Origin of the sequence: Candidatus Nucleicultrix amoebiphila FS5, from assembly GCF_002117145.1 — a bacterium.
Lineage (GTDB): Bacteria > Pseudomonadota > Alphaproteobacteria > Caedimonadales > Nucleicultricaceae > Nucleicultrix > Nucleicultrix amoebiphila.
The window spans coordinates 1,203,428-1,220,359 of the sequence record NZ_CP008743.1 but is presented as its reverse complement, the minus strand read 5'-3'; the positions used below and the strand labels follow the sequence as shown (position 1 = coordinate 1,220,359).

Sequence of the window (16,932 nt, the reverse complement as noted above, 5' to 3'; positions counted from 1 at the left end):
TTACACTCCTTGTTTCTCATGATTAATCAGCCATTTTTTACGAGCGATACCACCCCCATATCCCCCTAAATCTCCACTTGCGTTGATAACACGATGACATGGAATCACAATAGCAATTTGGTTCGCCCCATTGGCGTTGGCAACAGCGCGAAAAGCAGAGGGTTTTCCAAGGCTCTTCGAAATTTCAGCATACGAACGTGTCTCGCCATAGGGGATTTTCCTCAATTCTTCCCAGACGTCTTTTTGGAAAGGAGATCCGAGAAGATATAAAGGTGTTTTGAACGTGCGAAGAGTCCCCTCGAAATACTGGTCGAGTTCATGGTCAATGGACTGAATTGGGTGTGTTACGCCAGGAATAATGGCTGCTTTTGTTTTTTGTCGCAAACGTTCAACTTCGCGTTCCAACCCTCGACGATCAACGAACTCTAAAAGATAAAGCGCGTTCTCATCTGCAATGGCGATCATGGGGCCAAGCTTTGTGTCCAACCAAGAAGCCTTTAAAATGGGACGCTGTCCCAATAAGCTGGGGGCTGCCCCCATAATACGGGAAAATGCATCCCTAAAACCACTACTGGATTCATACCCTGCGTCAAGCTGTGCGTCGATGACTGCCTCCCCTGCACGTATTTGTTTCATAGCAATGCCCATACGTCGTGCTCTTGCATATTCAACAAAGGTCATACCGAAACGCTTTTTGAATTGACGCCGCGCCGTGGAGGCATCAACGAAGAGTGCTTGAAAATCTTTATCTTTCCATCTTTTCTCTGGATTTTCTTCCACAGCATTTACAAGCGTCTGGATAAGGTCCGAAACTTGATTAGGGTGCGATAAGGGGCGACAACGCTTGCACGGCCTAAAGGAAGCGAGAAGGGCTTGCTGTGCCGTCTCAAAAAATTCACAATGTTCAAATTTTGGTTTTCGCGCTGAACAGGTGGGACGACAAAAGACACCTGTCGTTTTAACTCCCACATAAAATACACCTTCGTAGTCGGTTTTTTTCTCTATGAGTGCTTGATAATACTCTCGTTTGCTGTCAGCAGAAATCATGGGTCTCCTCCCACCTCTAATCTTGGATATAGTTCATTATACCAAGATCAGTAAAGCGCGACGCCGAAATTCAGGCATGGATTTTTTCATAAGGTAAAAAGATCCTGCTTCATGGCGTCTTTTTGTCTGGCAAGAAACCGTCCACTTGCGTTTCCCAGAGCGTTTTGTAAATACCTCTTTTGGCAAGAAGATTTTGGTGCGATCCATCTTCAACGATCTTACCTCGATCAAAAACAAGAATGCGGTCCATGTGAAGGAGGGTGGAGAGGCGATGAGCAATGACGATGGTGGTTTTTCCTTGCATGAGTTCCCATAAGGAGTCTTGAATAAAGCGCTCTGTCACAGAATCGAGTTGTGACGTGGCTTCATCTAAAATCAAGATAGGGGCGTTTTTAAGGATTGCCCGAGCAATCGCAATCCGTTGCCGTTGTCCTCCAGAAAGCTTAACACCCCGTTCACCAACGAGAGAGTCGTAGCCCTGCGGTAATGCGCGAATAAACTCATGAGCGTGAGCGCGTTTGGCAGCTTCAATAACATCTTCATCGCTAGCATCTGTTCTACCGTACCGAATATTGTCCATCAAACTTCGATGAAAGAGGGAGGGATCTTGAGGGATCAGAGCAATTGATGCGCGCAAGCTATCTTGGGTAACATCCCGGATATCCTGGCCATCAATAAAAATATGTCCCTCTGTCACATCGTAAAGCCTTAGAATGAGGTTCACGAAGGTCGTTTTGCCCCCACCCGAATATCCGACAAGGCCCACCTTTTGTCCTGCCTCGATGGTGGCCGACTTATTTTGAAAGAGGGGTTCAGTTCCTTTATAGTGGAATTTGACCTTTTCAAAGCGAATCTGCCCTTGTCTTACCCGTAAATTATGGACATCTGATCGATCCGTAATCTCTGGTTGAATCAGGAGAGCTGAGAGGCTTTGCTTACACTTTCCAACAGCCTGGTTAAATTGATCCACGAATGACATCATATACCACATCATGTGCCCCAGTTGCATGGAAAGTCCTAAGATCAAAGCAAAATCTCCAATGCTGACGAAACCCTTTCCATAAAGGTAAATCAAAAAGTAAACAGAAAAGCCCATCATGATTGTGATCATTAAACCTTGAAGGCTCCACAAAAAAATGCCAAAGCGTTCTTTCGTTTGAAACGCTTTTTGAGTTGCTAATAAAAAAGGACGCATTCTTGAGATTTCATATTCTTTTTTAGAGAAAATCCTGACGTTGCTTTGATTAGAAATACAATCAACCAATTGGCCAGAAATGATAGACTCGCACTCCGCATATCTATCCTCTAAATCCACAAAACGCTTGGACATAAAAATACTAACGACTGCAAAAACAACAAACCATAAAAACAGTGTATAAAAGAAAAGGGCGTTTACAAAATAGGCCGTCACAAATGACGCCAAAAGCAATGAGGCTCCTCGAATAAATTCAACGACGATCCTCTGTAAAATAATCTCGATATTGTCAGCAAGAGTCGTGATTTGACTGGCAATGCGTCCGGATAAGTTGTCTTGAAAAAACTGATGAGAGCTCCCCAAAACAAAACGTAGCGTTTTTTTAATGATTTGATTTTTAATTAAAGGTTGAAATTTACAATTCATATAGTTTATGGAGCGCCACGTAAAGTTGTCAAAAACAATGAAGTTTAAAACAATCAATAGAGCTGGCCACATTAAAAGAGACAAATCTTCCGAGTGTACCTGAGGCAAAGTGTTAATAATGACTTTAATGAGGATGTTATTAAATGGTCCAAAAAAACCAGCTAATATAGCCGTGGATACAAAAATCGTAGCCGTTAACTTATAGGGCTTCAAGAAATACCAAATAAAAGAAGGTAAAGTTTTAGGAAGTTGGTGACTCATATCAACTCTCTCGAAATTCAGGGCTTTTAAAAAGGAGCTTCAAAACCATAGTTGGTTTTAAGCTTTTGCCCATCTTGCAGGGCTATCGAGAGATGTTCTTCATGATACGTTTAAACCTATTTTGTGTATTCACTAATAAACATAAGCGTGGTTTTGAGAAAAATCAAGGTTGTCATCAAAAAAGAAATGGCAAATTCTGAAGATACTTATAAAGAACGTTTGGCAGAAGGGGCTTCGGACTCTTTTAAATTCAAAAAAGTAATAAATAATTCTGGCATGAAAAAATTTAAAGGGATAGGGACGAGTATAAATAGCTGTTTTTTTCACCTGCTCAAGAGGCCATATCACCAATGCCGAACATTGACAAAGTTCATATTGATGTCTCTCTCGTGCGTCGGCTGATTGCTACACAATTTCTGCAATGGCAAGATTCAGGAAGCTCCATCATAAGCTGTTGGTATGTGGCAAAAGATAAAAGAACAACGTCTATCATCTTTGCTGCATCCGGGTTCTTTTCTAATTTTTCAATTCCCCAATCTGCGAGCTTGGCATACTGCTCCAGGAGTTTTTCTCCTGTCTTATGAACGAAAAGAGCGAGTTTCTTCTTTTCTAAAGCTATTTTTCTCGCACCTTCTTCCTGATCTCTCTCCCCTTCTTCAATCGTGGATTCTTCTTTGAGGGCTATTTATAATTATCTAAGAAAGAAAATCACAGATTCACTTATGCTTCAGTCAATATAAAGTTTATCGATAAGTTTTTCTAATATGTTTCCTTCTTTTGTAAGATGATAATTCTCATCAAAACCAACAATCATTAAATAATCACTGCAACACTCTCGTAGATCTACAAAATCATCTTCAGCACCACTTAGTAGAAATTTATTTGGGGAAGCAGGAGTAAGTCTTACTCTATCTTCCATTTTTCCTTTTGAAGCAGCTATTTTAAGTAGCTGCATTTCTTCTTCGTTTAGATATATTTTCATTTTTTACTTTTTTAATCTTTCTGCTAATTTTGTGCTAGTAGGGTATACAGATATTATCTTTCCTGTATCAGGATTAATTGCAACAGTCGCTTTTTCTCCAATAAATTTTTGACTCTTTCTTCCCAACTTATCAACTACGATATCATTTACTTTCAAAGGATTTTTCAAGGCTTGTAGTTCGTCAACTGATCTTACACCTCTCTCAACTTTACGACTCACGCCATGAGAAGTCACGCCAAAACCTGATGTGATTTTATCTGAAGTTTGCTGAAAAACCCGCTGTCCCAGGGATGAACGCATCACGCGGTGACCAGCTTCAGAAAGTTTGGTACTGAGTTTAATCATAAGAGGGCTGGAGCTCACATAAGCGTCCCACGCTGCTGTGGCCGTGAAATACTGAACACCTTTTATGACATATTTGCCGGTGCCATAGGTAACAACTCCAACAACGCCATAGACGACAAGCTTTTTGACGGCGGCTTCTGCACCTTCTTCCTGATACGTCGTGAAGACGTCATAGCCTGTCCAGAGAGTACTCCCTACGGCAGCTGCTCCCAATATCAAGGGAACAAAATTATTCTCTACCGCATTGGTGGCTGTTTTGGTGGCGATGTCGATGTCTTGTCCCGTAGCAAAAGCCGTCACTGCTCCTGCTAATCGAGCCAAGTCTACCTTGTGACGGAGCTCTTCTTTGAGGGCTTCCTTAAACTCTTCTTGTGTGAGGGTTTTTCCTGTGCGATGGGCGTCTGCCAAAATATCAAGGGCCAGCGCTTCCCGATCAGGAACCAAAAATTCAGCAGCGACTTCCGAAGAAACTCCCCCAACGATCTCAGCTTATAATACAATGATCCTACTTTTGCTGACGGTCTTTCTCTTCTTGCTCAATCAAATATTCAAAAAAGTCAGTGAAACTTGGGAAGATGGTAGGATTATCATAAAATTTCATATCAATAAGATTGTTAGCGTCAGATAAGCTACATTCTATAATAGAGGTGTTAAGTTTTGGATCATCTTTGGTTTCCATGACAACAAAACTCTCTGATTCTTCACGCAAAGCTAAAAAATTCCTAGGGAGAAAACATGAGCTCTTTCGATAAAAGAGAGTCTTTTCTACTACATTCCAGCCTTTTACGTCAGGATCAAATGAGAAAAATGATTGGCCTGCAATTTCTTCGTAACCATCAAAAACCTTAGAAATTTGCTTAAAGTCATCAGGCAAAACCAATTCTAACTTATCTTCTATAAGATGAAGCTTCTTACTATCAAGACCTTTTTTCTCAAATAAATTTCTATATCTTTTTATTAAGTGCTCAATTTTTTCATCATTCATTATTAACCCTTTGTTTCCAATAATTTGCGGTATCGGTGTCAAATTTTCTACGATCAACAGGATGAGTAGGGTGTGGTTTGTTTGTTCCCCACAAACTATGAAGCATGCTTTGCCCGGGCTTTCCTACACCATGGTACCTTGTGCTTGCTTCAACTAAATTTCCCATACCATTCTGATTAATATGATGTAAAGTAGCGAAAGAACCATCTCTTAACTGTGGAGCTTTACCTAATTTTGCAGCCTCCATATTAGTCATCCCCCTAAATTTCAGCGGACCTTCTGTCCTCACCATCGTCCAATCAATATCAGTTCTTTGGTAAACTTTATAGGTCTGTTGCGTTCCAGAAGGAGACGTCCATGCAATTTTCTTATCAAAGATCGAAGAGTTGAAAGCCCCTAATTCCAAACGTTCTTGAGAAGTTATAGGCATTCCCTGTTTAGCATGAACATGATGGCCGCCTGTAGGGCGATACTCTCCCATGGAAGCCTTCGTCTTCAACGCCCCATGGGCCTTTTTAAAATCCTTAAGGGATGTGAGCAGTTCTTTTGAAGGCGCTGTGCTGGTTCCTTTTTTCCCTTTAGCACCTGCTGCTTTGAGGAGCAGAAGAGGCCCTGCCACCGCATGGGCATAGACCACTTGTTCTTCCTTGCTATACCCTGCCCCCTTCAAGTGTTCCCTGATCGCTTCCGTTCCACTTTTAAGCGCCCGATCTAGTTCTTTTTGTGCCTTTTGCGTCCTCTCTGCCTCGCCGGTGGCCAAACGTTCAGGAAGCTCCATCATAAGCTGTTGGTATGTGGCAAAAGATAAAAGAACAACGTCTATCATCTTTGCTGCATCCGGGTTCTTTTCTAATTTTTCAATTCCCCAATCTGCGAGCTTGGCATACTGCTCCAGGAGTTTTTCCCCTGCCTTGTGAACGAAAAGAGCGAGTTTCTTCTTTTCTAAAGCTATTTTTCTCGCACCTTCTTCCTGATCTCTCTCCCCTTCTTCAATCGTGGATTCTTCAAAATGAAGGCTCTTCAGTTCTTCTTCTATCTCATCCAGGGATACGAGAACGTCTCTTGTCTTTTCACTCACGGCCAAAGCATTATACCGGGCAGCGTTGCCTGCTGTTAAGGCGGCAACATCTGGGTCTTGTCCGGTGAAGCAAGCCAACGTGGCCGCTGTAAAGCGAGCGATAGTGACGCCCCGATCAATCAAAGCCTGAGTGTCTTCAGATTCAGGATGACCGTTATTCTGACCTTCCAGCCCTTCCCGATAGAGATCTCCGACCATTTCCCCCACCACTGCACCGATGGCGCCGGTGATAGGCTCTCCTTCCATCAAGGCCGCAGAGACTGCTCCCAAGGCACCATGGGCGAGTTTTTGGGTGAGGGCATCAATTTTATCAAGCTTAAAGGCATCTCCTATATGGGAGGATCCATAGCTCCCTGCCAGATTGGCGGCCCCTAATCTCAAGCTTCCCTTTAAAATATCGCTGAATTCCCGTCGACTGAAAATCCCTTCCACAGGAATTTGGGCCGCTGTCTCGATGAGACTGCTCTGCAGATGGTCCATAAAATCCAGTGTTTTTGGATGGACAGGGATGTTGAAGGTTGTCCCAAGTTGACTCCCGAGACCCGCCGTTCCTACACTGATGACTGTGTTTCTTAGGGCATCCCCTGAGGCCATTTCCTCAAGGGTTTTTAAGGGGTCTCCCTGGTTGTTCACCATCCCAACAATCATTTGAGTGGTTAATGCTTTCGCACCCGCCGTCATCATGGCGCCTGAGACACCCGTGCCGATTCCAGGAATCACAAGGGAAACACCGATGGCAATCAAAGCACTGAGACCTGGGCCCATCGCTTCATGGGTTTCGTGCCAGGATTTGATATCTTCCTTGAGGGAATCAGGCGAAACCCCTTTGGCACGCAACACTTGTATCAAGGAAGGATTGGCCTCCAAGGTTTCTTTGAGATTTTTCCTTACCTGCTTTAATTAATCTCAAAAATCAACTGAAATTTCTATTTTTCTTCTCCATAATGTCTTTAATTTCAGCGCACTGATCCTTATGAAAAGATGAACGAGATACAGTCATCTCTATTAAGATTTTAAGAATATCCGATGGAATTTTAGGAATAAGAGATTTTAAAAGCTCATAATTCTCTTTGTTATTTAAAGTTCTTATAAAATATCTTTTTGCTTCTTCAGGACTTTCAGAGAATAGCTCAACAAGATAAGTTTCAGAAAATGACTTCTCTTGGTTTGTCTCCTCAATAAAATCATACCCTAGCATTTCTGCTGCGGTCGTGTATTCGCTAAATTCTTCAACAAAATTCCAATAATCACCGCAAAGACCATCACTAATACCTTTTAAACTAAAAGTTTCCTTGTTTTTGTAAGCAACAAGATCAAAATCATCGCTCTGTTCAATTAACCATAAAAAATTATTGAGAGCGCCATCAACTGCATCAACTACAAGATTTTTTAGCGTTTCTTTTTGGTCATCCGGAATTAATTTAAGCTTTTTATATAATTCAATGTTAACTGGAGCTTTTGTAATGCCTGCAATTATATTATATTCTTCCCTTATAGTAAGATCTCTTACATGTTTCATTAATATTTGTCCGAAGATATATAAAGCTCTTAATTCTGTGTCTTTTGCCATTTTAATGATCCCTTATTTAGTTTTAAACCAAGGTATATCAGTTGGAACTCTAACGCCTTTGTTTCTTAAATCATTTAAAGATGTTGCAACTAAGCTTCTCGCTTTCTCTTTTGTTGCGCCTCCTTTAATAAGCACTTCAACTGCTATGCGCGTATGTTCTTTCATAGTATTAGGTTTACCACTTTTACCTAATTCTCTAAACAGCTTTTGCTGAGCGATAGTCACAACTTTATGCTGTACACCAATTTTCGCCATGAGCTCATTACTAATCGAAAATCCCTTCTTAGGATCATAGTTAATGTGTCCCTCAAAAGCTTTTTTAGCATGAACATGATGGCCGCCTGTATGACGATACTCTCCCATGGAAGCCTTCGTCTTCAACGCCCCATGGGCCTTTTTAAAATCCTTAAGGGATGTGAGCAGTTCTTTTGAAGGCGCTGCGCTGGTTCCTTTTTTCCCTTTAGCGACTGCTGCTTTGAGAATTGGATATAAATCTTATCGGGTTTGAAATTCCGAGTCCTTATTACTTAATACTGGGTGGATATTTACTAAAGCGTTCTATCCAACCTTCTTCTGTATATAACTCTCCGCAAAGACCATCACTGGTATCACGAAGACTTATAGTTTCTGATTTATCTTTGTTGTATTTTACGAGATCATATTCTTCATTTTGCTCGATCATCCATAAAAAATGATGAATGGTAGAGTCAATTGCTTGTTTTGCGAACTGTCTTATAAACTCTTTTTCTTTCTCATCCAGATCTCTTATTTTTTCGTATATTTCTTGATTTTCTTTTCCACCCATTTGTCCAGAAGCTATCAAATCATTTTTTTCCAAAACTTCGTCTCTAACGTCTTTAATTAATATTCTTCCAAATTTTTCTAGTAATTCTTTTTTAGACATTATCTATCCTATTTTTAACTGTTCCATGGGATGGTAGTTGGGGTTTTTACGTTTGCTGCTTTCAAACTTTTAAGGGATTTAGAAACAATATTACGAGCTTGATTATAAGTCAATTTTCCTTCTCCGCCAGATACTAACGATTCTACTGCAATTCTAGTATGTTCTTTCAATGTATTTGGTTTGCCACTTTTAGCTAACTCACCAAACAACCTGCGTTGCGTTGATGTAACTTTTAGATGGTCTATCCCAAGACTCTTCATATACTCATTACTAATCGAAAATCCCTTCTTAGGATCATAGTTAATGTGTCCCTCAAAAGCTTTTTTAGCATGAACATGATGGCCGCCTGTATGACGATACTCTCCCATGGAAGCCTTCGTCTTCAACGCCCCATGGGCCTTTTTAAAATCCTTAAGGGATGTGAGCAGTTCTTTTGAAGGCGCTGTGCTGGTTCCTTTTTTCCCTTTAGCACCTGCTGCTTTGAGGAGCAGAAGAGGCCCTGCCACCGCATGGGCATAGACCACTTGTTCTTCCTTGCTATACCCTGCCCCCTTCAAGTGTTCCCTGATCGCTTCCGTTCCACTTTTAAGCGCCCGATCTAGTTCTTTTTGTGCCTTTTGCGTCCTCTCTGCCTCGCCGGTGGCCAAACGTTCAGGAAGCTCCATCATAAGCTGTTGGTATGTGGCAAAAGATAAAAGAACAACGTCTATCATCTTTGCTGCATCCGGGTTCTTTTCTAATTTTTCAATTCCCCAATCTGCGAGCTTGGCATACTGCTCCAGGAGTTTTTCCCCTGCCTTGTGAACGAAAAGAGCGAGTTTCTTCTTTTCTAAAGCTATTTTTCTCGCACCTTCTTCCTGATCTCTCTCCCCTTCTTCAATCGTGGATTCTTCAAAATGAAGGCTCTTCAGTTCTTCTTCTATCTCATCCAGGGATACGAGAACGTCTCTTGTCTTTTCACTCACGGCCAAAGCATTATACCGGGCAGCGTTGCCTGCTGTTAAGGCGGCAACATCTGGGTCTTGTCCGGTGAAGCAAGCCAACGTGGCCGCTGTAAAGCGAGCGATAGTGACGCCCCGATCAATCAAAGCCTGAGTGTCTTCAGATTCAGGATGACCGTTATTCTGACCTTCCAGCCCTTCCCGATAGAGATCTCCGACCATTTCCCCCACCACTGCACCGATGGCGCCGGTGATAGGCTCTCCTTCCATCAAGGCCGCAGAGACTGCTCCCAAGGCACCATGGGCGAGTTTTTGGGTGAGGGCATCAATTTTATCAAGCTTAAAGGCATCTCCTATATGGGAGGATCCATAGCTCCCTGCCAGATTGGCGGCCCCTAATCTCAAGCTTCCCTTTAAAATATCGCTGAATTCCCGTCGACTGAAAATCCCTTCCACAGGAATTTGGGCCGCTGTCTCGATGAGACTGCTCTGCAGATGGTCCATAAAATCCACTGTCTTTGGATGGACAGGGATTTTGAAGGTTGTCCCAAGTTGATTCCCGAGACCCGCCGTTCCTACACTGATGACTGTGTTTCTTAGGACATTCCCTGAGGCCATTTCCTCAAGGGTTTTTAAGGGGTCCCCCTGGTTGTTCACCATCCCAACAATCATTTGAGTGGTTAATGCTTTCGCACCCGCCGTCATCATGGCGCCTGAGACACCCGTGCCGATTCCAGGAATCACAAGGGAAACACCGATGGCAATCAAAGCACTGAGACCTGGGCCCATCGCTTCATGGGTTTCGTGCCAGGATTTGATATCTTCCTTGAGGGAATCAGGCGAAACCCCTTTGGCACGCAACACTTGTATCAAGGAAGGATTGGCCTGGAGCGTTTCTTCCCTGAATTCCGCGTCGATTCCTTTGCCAGCGTTTAAAACGATTTCTTCTGCGTCAATCTCTACATCTTTATAATGTGTGCTCTGACTTCCAGAATTTGTAAGGGACGTCCACACCAGGGAAGAATCAAATTCTTGCAAACTATGGAGGAAGGACTCTTCCACTCCTTTAAAAATAATAGCGCCCTCGGGGGTATCAATCTGGACCTTATGTTTTCCTTTGAGGTGCGCAGCGCCCAATCCCACAACGCCCTCATCGGAGGTAATCTCTATGGAGTCCCCCGCCCTTATTTCTGTCACCTGATGGGTTTTGCTCTCATGAACCTCATCGCGCTTTGAGGTCCCGTGCAACAGACCTTTTTCTGTTTCATGGGTTTCAGAATGATAAGAGTCAACGGCTGAAGGCATCAACACGTCCCTCTTGCCATGGATCGTCACTGTGGTTCCCGCATTAATTTTAGCAGCCCTTAAAACAACCGGGTCCCCCAGGTTCACATAAGGTCCTTCGGATGTGTGATGGGAAGGATGTGCCGTGCTTGAATAAATTGTTGTGCTCTTCGTGCGTGTCGACGTAAAGAGGCCTAAGAATCCTCCGTCTTCCTCTTCTTCATGAATCGTGGTGGTAGTCGTGCTGATGAAAGGCGTTGACGTGGAGGGGCCTTCAAGGCTTCCCACAAGAAGACCTTCTTGTCCTCCGTATAACTCTGAACTCGTGTCCCTAAATTCTTTTCTGCCCAGAACAGTTGCTTTTTTACGTCCTTTAATGCGCGGTGGTGCCTTAGGTAGATAAGAGGTAACCGTTGTATCGCCATAAACGCTCACCGTCGTATGCCCAAGGCGATCAAGCTCAACTCTTCCTTCAGAAAAAACATCGACATCATCGCCTTCAAGGGCGCCACTTTTTAGAGAAAAGTTCTCATCGGTATGAACCTTGAGCGTCTCTTTCGCTTCTAAAGAGCCTGATTCCAAGGCCCTTCTATCCGTATCCTTATCTTTCAAAAGGAGAACGGGGGACAGGGCTTTTTTAAGTTTTTCTCCTTCTAAAACTTCCTTAAATACTTCTCCAATAGAGACAAGTTCGTAGGCAATCATTGACGTGGCTTGGGATTGAAAATCGCTGAAGCTCATCACTTCTTTTCCTGATTGCGCGGCATTTCCATGGAATTCTTCCCACAGCGTTTTTGCAAAAACAGAACGCACTCCCCCCAGAGAGCTGAGAATATCTTTAAAGGCCAACTCTGCCAGACTCTCTGTCATGAGGTAAGGAATAGGCTCACTCTTGTTAGGACGACTGCCTAAAAGCAGAAGATTATTTCTGTTTCGCGGCCCTGTTGAAGAGAAAGGAATCCCTGTCTGACTATAGGCATCAGGACTTTCAGCTTGTTGAAGCAAACCACGCGTTCTTAAATTTGGCAGATAATCTTTTAAAGAAATTGTATAAGAAACATGGGGGATGATGGCCTCTTGTTGATCTTGATTTTCGATGACCACATTTTTCGCCTGGATAAAAATATTCCATGCTTTCGCGTTTCCTGACATTTGCACCAGATCTGAATTAAGTGAGAACTGTTCGCCCGCTCTCATCAGGGCTGGTAAGGGCGGTGTATTTGATCGGCTTTGAAGTTTCACCCACGTAGGAAGGCTTTGAGGATTCAGACGATTCGATTTATGAATCAAGCTGCCCGAGGTCATGATACGCGAACCAATAACATCCAATTGATCAACGTCGAGGTCTATAAAAGCTTTGTCATCTCTCTGTCCTCCCACATCAAATACGGGCCCTGTCGATTGTTCATGGGAAAGACTTTTGAGATCAAATAAATAATTTCTCTGTAAAATAAAAATATTTCCCATACAGCTTACTGTATCGTCTGGCTGGAGAATAAATCTTGGCGTTTTAACGGTTGCTCCCTGTTGGGCGTACGTATACGTGGATCCTTTTTGCTGAATACTTTTTGGAGATGTCAGTTGCAGTGTTCGACTCCACAAAATCCCATAAAGGTCTAAGATTTCTCCTTTTAAAGACGCAAGGGACAAAGACTCTTCTGCGCCAATGGTAGCGCCGGAAGAAGAGCGCAGAATATCCCGATAAGATACTTTATTATGACCAGCCCAATAGAACGCATCAGCGGGGTGAAAAGAAGTCCCGATATGAAGGTCATCATCACTGGTAATGCTGACATTTTTTCCAAAGATCTTTCCCCACGCATTGGTAAACTGCTGGGCGTGAATTTCAACTGGGCCTTTGGTTTGAAGAAGAGCCTTTTTTTCCTGTGTTCCATGGGTCATGGATCCCTGGGCGTGCAAATGAATTCCTTCATCCGCTTCAAGATCTTCTTCTAAAGCGACCTTCCCCGCCGTCAACGCAAACTGTCCCTTGAGACGTAAAGGTTCTTTTAAGTGAAAAGAAGACTCCCCCATATCAAGGGTCAAAGAATGAACGACACTTAAGGAAGAGTCTTCATGGGTAAAACCGCCTTGGGTCAGTTTCATCAAAAGATCAAAAGCCTCTAAGGAGTCGAGATAGAGTTGTTGAGGCATTACAAGGTGGACACGCCGTCCTTTAATTTTCCCTTCAACTGGATTGAAACGCTGGTCTTCGAATTTTAAAGACGACGACTCAAATTCTTCTTTCGAAATTTCTACAGGCGCTTCGAGGCCAAACCTCTTCCAATAGGTATAATTTTTAGACGCTGCCATACAGCGCACATTGCCAGAGGAATCGCCCAAACTATAACTATTAGAGTATTCGGGAATAGCGTCATTGATAAAACTATAGGAGAATCCTCCATATTCAGTTCCTCCATAAACAGACGTGGAAAGATATTGTCTCCATTTTTTAACCCTTTGAACATGAGTATGATCACTTTCCCTTTGAAGCTGTTCTGCCCGAAGACAAATTTCGTCTCCTGCTATCTCTCCAATTTTTTTAAGAATATCTGTCTCAATAGAAACCTTCGGAGCCTGCATGCGCCCGCTGTTTGAGAAAGTATGTGACTTGAGAATAAGAGGATAGTCGAGAAAAAGATCAGCAGGTTGTTCAAAGTTCTGAGCATAAAGATAAAGAGATGCTGCAGTGTAAGGGAGGGTAGAAAGTGCTTGAGACTGCATTTCTTGATCATCAGGTAAAACGATCAAGCAATCTCCTTGTGCTTCTACTTTTCCAAGTTTCGTAAACTTTGTGTGTCCCTCAAGAAACACACTCACCAAGAATTTAATAAGTCCTTCATTAAAGATATCTTTAAAATGATGATCTGCAGACCCTCCCAGAATCATCGATGCTTGAGGATGATTTTCCAACGTGTGAACCACATCCACTTTCCCCCCCAGCACTGAAAATTTTCCTGTGTTTGTGATGGTCTCAATGATCAGATCTAAAGGATTAATAAGCGTCATCGTGCCTTGATTATTCATATGAGGCAGCGCTGTATCAGAAGAAACTTCACCAAGCTTTACCCTACCCGTCTTTGTATTAGTAAAGGTTTGGAGTTGGAAAAAAGCTCTTTCAGCCATCTTTAAAAGGCCTGAATTTAAAAGTTCAGGAGAGATAAATTTTACTGTGGTGCCCGTGAGGCGTCCCTTTTGAAGGATAGGTTTTGGAGTTTCAACAAGGAATTGAAATCTTGGACTTTTATAAGTTTTGGCTCCGTCAATGCTGCCTTCGTTAACAAAGGTCTCTCCTCTGAAATGAAAGTTTTCGTCGAGAGTAATTGTGGCATAAGGACCATTTTTAAAGTAACCCCCCTCTACAAAGGAAGACTTATGCATCGAGCCAGCGACAATATCGCCTTCATTGACCAGATTCGAATAAATAAATTCATCGACGGTGATTGTGCCGCGATTGAGAATAAGAGCATTCTTGAGTAAATCGATAAAAAGACTTATCCCTTTAATCTCGGCCCCTTCGCCATTTTCAAAACGCCGAATGCCTTGATGCCAGTTCAAGAATTCTCCTTGCAGCAACGGTTTGGTAGAAAGGTCAGGATCTGTTTGATTTAAAAACTCTGCAATGGAGAGGGGATCCTCTCCTAGAATCATCAGGTGATGATGATTGTAAAAACGCCCCTCTCCCCCTAGGGTATCAAGCGTAAGGACACCTCGATTGGCGGCTTCTTGATTAATCATGAGATTCAAGTTTTTGTTACCGAAAACTCCGCGATTTTCAAGTGTATCAACAATCAGGGACCCCTGACCTTGCAAGAGGTGAGCGTTCATCAATTCTCTCATCTGAAGCTCCCAATTTGTTTTTATCACTCCAAAGTTTTGAAGAGAGCCAAGCCTTCCTTTGATTGCATGAGCCAAAAAATCTCCTCGATTAAGGACACGCGCTTCCTGGTCTTTAAAGGTAACTTCTTCCGCAACAAACGTTCCTCCATTCTCAAATGTATCTTCAATGTGGACTTTGACATTCTGATGTCCCAGGACGCCAGAATTCTGGCCTTGCGTTAGTGTGATGCGACCGGCCCCTTCAATGTGAGCGCCTGGGTTGTTCACAAGATTGTCTATATGGAGATTGAAGAGGGCTTTTGTTTTCAAAATCCCCTGGTTAATCATCTGATGACATTGTCCTAAAACGTCTCCAAAGAAGTCGATTAAGCCTGTATGAATAAAGGTGCCTTTAAAATTGCTAAAGTGCAGGCTCCCTGGCCCCTCTAATTTCTTGATAGCATTTTCAATGGTGCCTTCCCCCATAATCGTCAAAGACTGAGATTCAAGATTGAGGTCCGATCGAAGGTAAAGTTTTTTTGCAATCTCAAGATGCAATGGTCCTTGAGCGCAAAGGGTTCCATCAATTGATCCTGTCTCTGTTTTAAGAGTCAGGTTTTCTGAACAAATTTTACTCGTTGCAGACAACTCTATGTCTTTCGTATGCATCTGCATTTTAGGAGCGCCGATCACTCCCGTGTTTGTTGTTTTTCCTTGAGACAAAATGCTTTGAAGAACATCCCCTTGAATCGTGCCTTCATTGTAGATGCGTCCAAACGAAATAAGGTCTCCCCGATGGGCGCTTATGATCTCTCCTGTATTCACAAGATTATGATGAACAATGGTTCGTACGGTTTGACCAACAACACTTCCATGATTCTCAAGTGAATGCGCCGTGATCCTGACCAAGTCAGATTCTATATCTCCTTTATTGTGGATATACCCCCCTTGGTAGATCGTTGAGCAATGTTTGGATTTAATTTGCCCAAAATTAAAAAGGGGATTTCCATAGAGATTAAGGGTTGTCGATTCCTCATGGGTGATCGTTCCCAGGTTCAAAAGCGTGCCGTTCAACAGATGCAAATGATTAACCCTGAGGTGACCTTTTTCCGTAATCAACGCTGTTGTAGTGTTCTTTGGTTGCGCCTCTTTTTTTAACTTGATCCGCAGATCTTCCCCACAAACGTCTTGACCTATCAATAGGGACTTAGCCTTTACATTGAGCTTGCCAAAATTCATGTGATCAAGGGCGATGGTTTGGGAAGATTTAAGAGTCAGGGATTGGGTTCCTAAAGATCCTTTTTCTGCGAGAACGGATCCATCCCACAAGACAACAAGACTTAAAAGATGGGGCACTGAAAAATTCAGCCCTATGGAACGTTTTTGCGGATCATACACTTCTCTAAGATGCTGATGTTGTTTCTTTGTAAAGGCTTTATGATTTTTGGGGACAAAAGTTTCAAAAACAACGGTTGATTTTTCGTTATCGCTTTTCTTTTTAACTTGAAGCGATAATCCTTCTTTCTCAGGAGAAGAACGTCGAGCGCTGCTACGCTGATGTGTCCGCTTTACCGTAACGGTATAGTCTGATGTTTCCCAAAGATCAGTACCAGCATAAGCGACTGCCACCAGTTCATTAAAATAAGAAATGAGCACAAGGAGTGTAAAAAACCGACTGAATACGCTCTTCATTTATTACCTATTTGGAATACTTAATCTAAAAAAATATCTGTTTTTCTCTATTTATTATTGTTTTTATTGAGAATCATCGATTTGATGCTTATGTCATAATTGATGTCATAAAGGCATGTCAAACATTTTTCTATTTTATTTGCCTTTTATTGCTGAAGAATAAGAACGACTTACAAAAAGGTTTTGAAGAACAAAATCTAAAGAAGAAAAAGTAATGGATTAATGCACTGTCTTAAAAATTCACACTTCTCAATTTTTGATTTCTAGATGAAAGCATTATTAAATAAACATAACTTCATGCACTATCGCTTCTAATGAAAATTAGATGCGCTTTCACAACAGATCAGATAGATTACGTGAAAATAGGCAGTCATATTTGTGCTGGATAACAGGGGATATTGAA

At 42.4% G+C, this 16,932-nt stretch carries 10 protein-coding genes; all 10 read right to left on the bottom strand.

Translation table 11 applies throughout. From position 1 onward, the window contains the following. Positions 1–1,047, bottom strand: a complete 1,047-nt coding sequence (locus tag GQ61_RS05980) for a bifunctional transcriptional activator/DNA repair enzyme AdaA (protein ID WP_085784450.1) — start codon at positions 1,045–1,047, stop codon at positions 1–3. Between the two features lie 109 nt (positions 1,048–1,156). Continuing rightward, the gene (locus tag GQ61_RS05975; protein ID WP_085784449.1) at positions 1,157–2,929 is read right to left on the bottom strand and encodes an ABC transporter ATP-binding protein; all 1,773 of its coding nucleotides are present in this window, start codon (positions 2,927–2,929) and stop codon (positions 1,157–1,159) included. 727 nt (positions 2,930–3,656) lie between these two features. Beyond that, positions 3,657–3,911: a hypothetical protein gene (locus GQ61_RS05960; RefSeq protein ID WP_085784446.1), complete on the bottom strand. Its 255-nt coding sequence runs from the start codon at positions 3,909–3,911 to the stop codon at positions 3,657–3,659. A 3-nt stretch (positions 3,912–3,914) separates the two neighbouring features. Continuing rightward, the gene (locus GQ61_RS05955; protein ID WP_085784445.1) at positions 3,915–4,700 is read right to left on the bottom strand and encodes a VENN motif pre-toxin domain-containing protein; all 786 of its coding nucleotides are present in this window, start codon (positions 4,698–4,700) and stop codon (positions 3,915–3,917) included. 61 nt (positions 4,701–4,761) lie between these two features. Continuing rightward, on the bottom strand, positions 4,762–5,241 hold the full coding sequence (locus tag GQ61_RS05950; RefSeq protein ID WP_085784444.1) for an SMI1/KNR4 family protein: 480 nt from the start codon (positions 5,239–5,241) through the stop codon (positions 4,762–4,764). Then, positions 5,234–7,159, bottom strand: coding sequence for a DUF637 domain-containing protein (locus GQ61_RS05945; protein WP_232317351.1), 1,926 nt, complete (start codon positions 7,157–7,159; stop codon positions 5,234–5,236). Before GQ61_RS05945 ends, GQ61_RS05950 begins: the two co-directional genes overlap by 8 nt. Before the next feature lie 73 nt (positions 7,160–7,232). Next, positions 7,233–7,889, bottom strand: a complete 657-nt coding sequence (locus GQ61_RS05940; protein ID WP_085784442.1) for a hypothetical protein — start codon at positions 7,887–7,889, stop codon at positions 7,233–7,235. Between the two features lie 12 nt (positions 7,890–7,901). Then, entirely contained in the window at positions 7,902–8,252 is a 351-nt protein-coding gene (locus GQ61_RS05935; RefSeq protein ID WP_085784441.1) for a hypothetical protein, read from the bottom strand. A gap of 160 nt (positions 8,253–8,412) precedes the next feature. Then, positions 8,413–8,793, bottom strand: coding sequence for a hypothetical protein (locus GQ61_RS05930; RefSeq protein ID WP_085784440.1), 381 nt, complete (start codon positions 8,791–8,793; stop codon positions 8,413–8,415). Between the two features lie 14 nt (positions 8,794–8,807). Further along, positions 8,808–16,529 (bottom strand): DUF637 domain-containing protein, encoded by a 7,722-nt coding sequence (locus tag GQ61_RS05925; RefSeq protein WP_085784439.1) that lies wholly within the window; start codon positions 16,527–16,529, stop codon positions 8,808–8,810. Between the last annotated feature and the right edge of the window lie 403 nt (positions 16,530–16,932).

Excerpts from the sequence above, each read along its gene's own strand:
- GQ61_RS05980 (WP_085784450.1), bottom strand. The coding sequence starts at position 1,047 with ATGATTTCTGCTGACAGCAAACGAGAGTATTATCAAGCACTCATAGAG.
- GQ61_RS05975 (WP_085784449.1), bottom strand. The coding sequence starts at position 2,929 with ATGAGTCACCAACTTCCTAAAACTTTACCTTCTTTTATTTGGTATTTC.
- GQ61_RS05960 (WP_085784446.1), bottom strand. The coding sequence starts at position 3,911 with ATGAAAATATATCTAAACGAAGAAGAAATGCAGCTACTTAAAATAGCT.
- GQ61_RS05950 (WP_085784444.1), bottom strand. The coding sequence starts at position 5,241 with ATGAATGATGAAAAAATTGAGCACTTAATAAAAAGATATAGAAATTTA.
- GQ61_RS05940 (WP_085784442.1), bottom strand. The coding sequence starts at position 7,889 with ATGGCAAAAGACACAGAATTAAGAGCTTTATATATCTTCGGACAAATA.
- GQ61_RS05935 (WP_085784441.1), bottom strand. The coding sequence starts at position 8,252 with ATGGGAGAGTATCGTCATACAGGCGGCCATCATGTTCATGCTAAAAAA.
- GQ61_RS05930 (WP_085784440.1), bottom strand. The coding sequence starts at position 8,793 with ATGTCTAAAAAAGAATTACTAGAAAAATTTGGAAGAATATTAATTAAA.
- GQ61_RS05925 (WP_085784439.1), bottom strand. The coding sequence starts at position 16,529 with ATGAAGAGCGTATTCAGTCGGTTTTTTACACTCCTTGTGCTCATTTCT.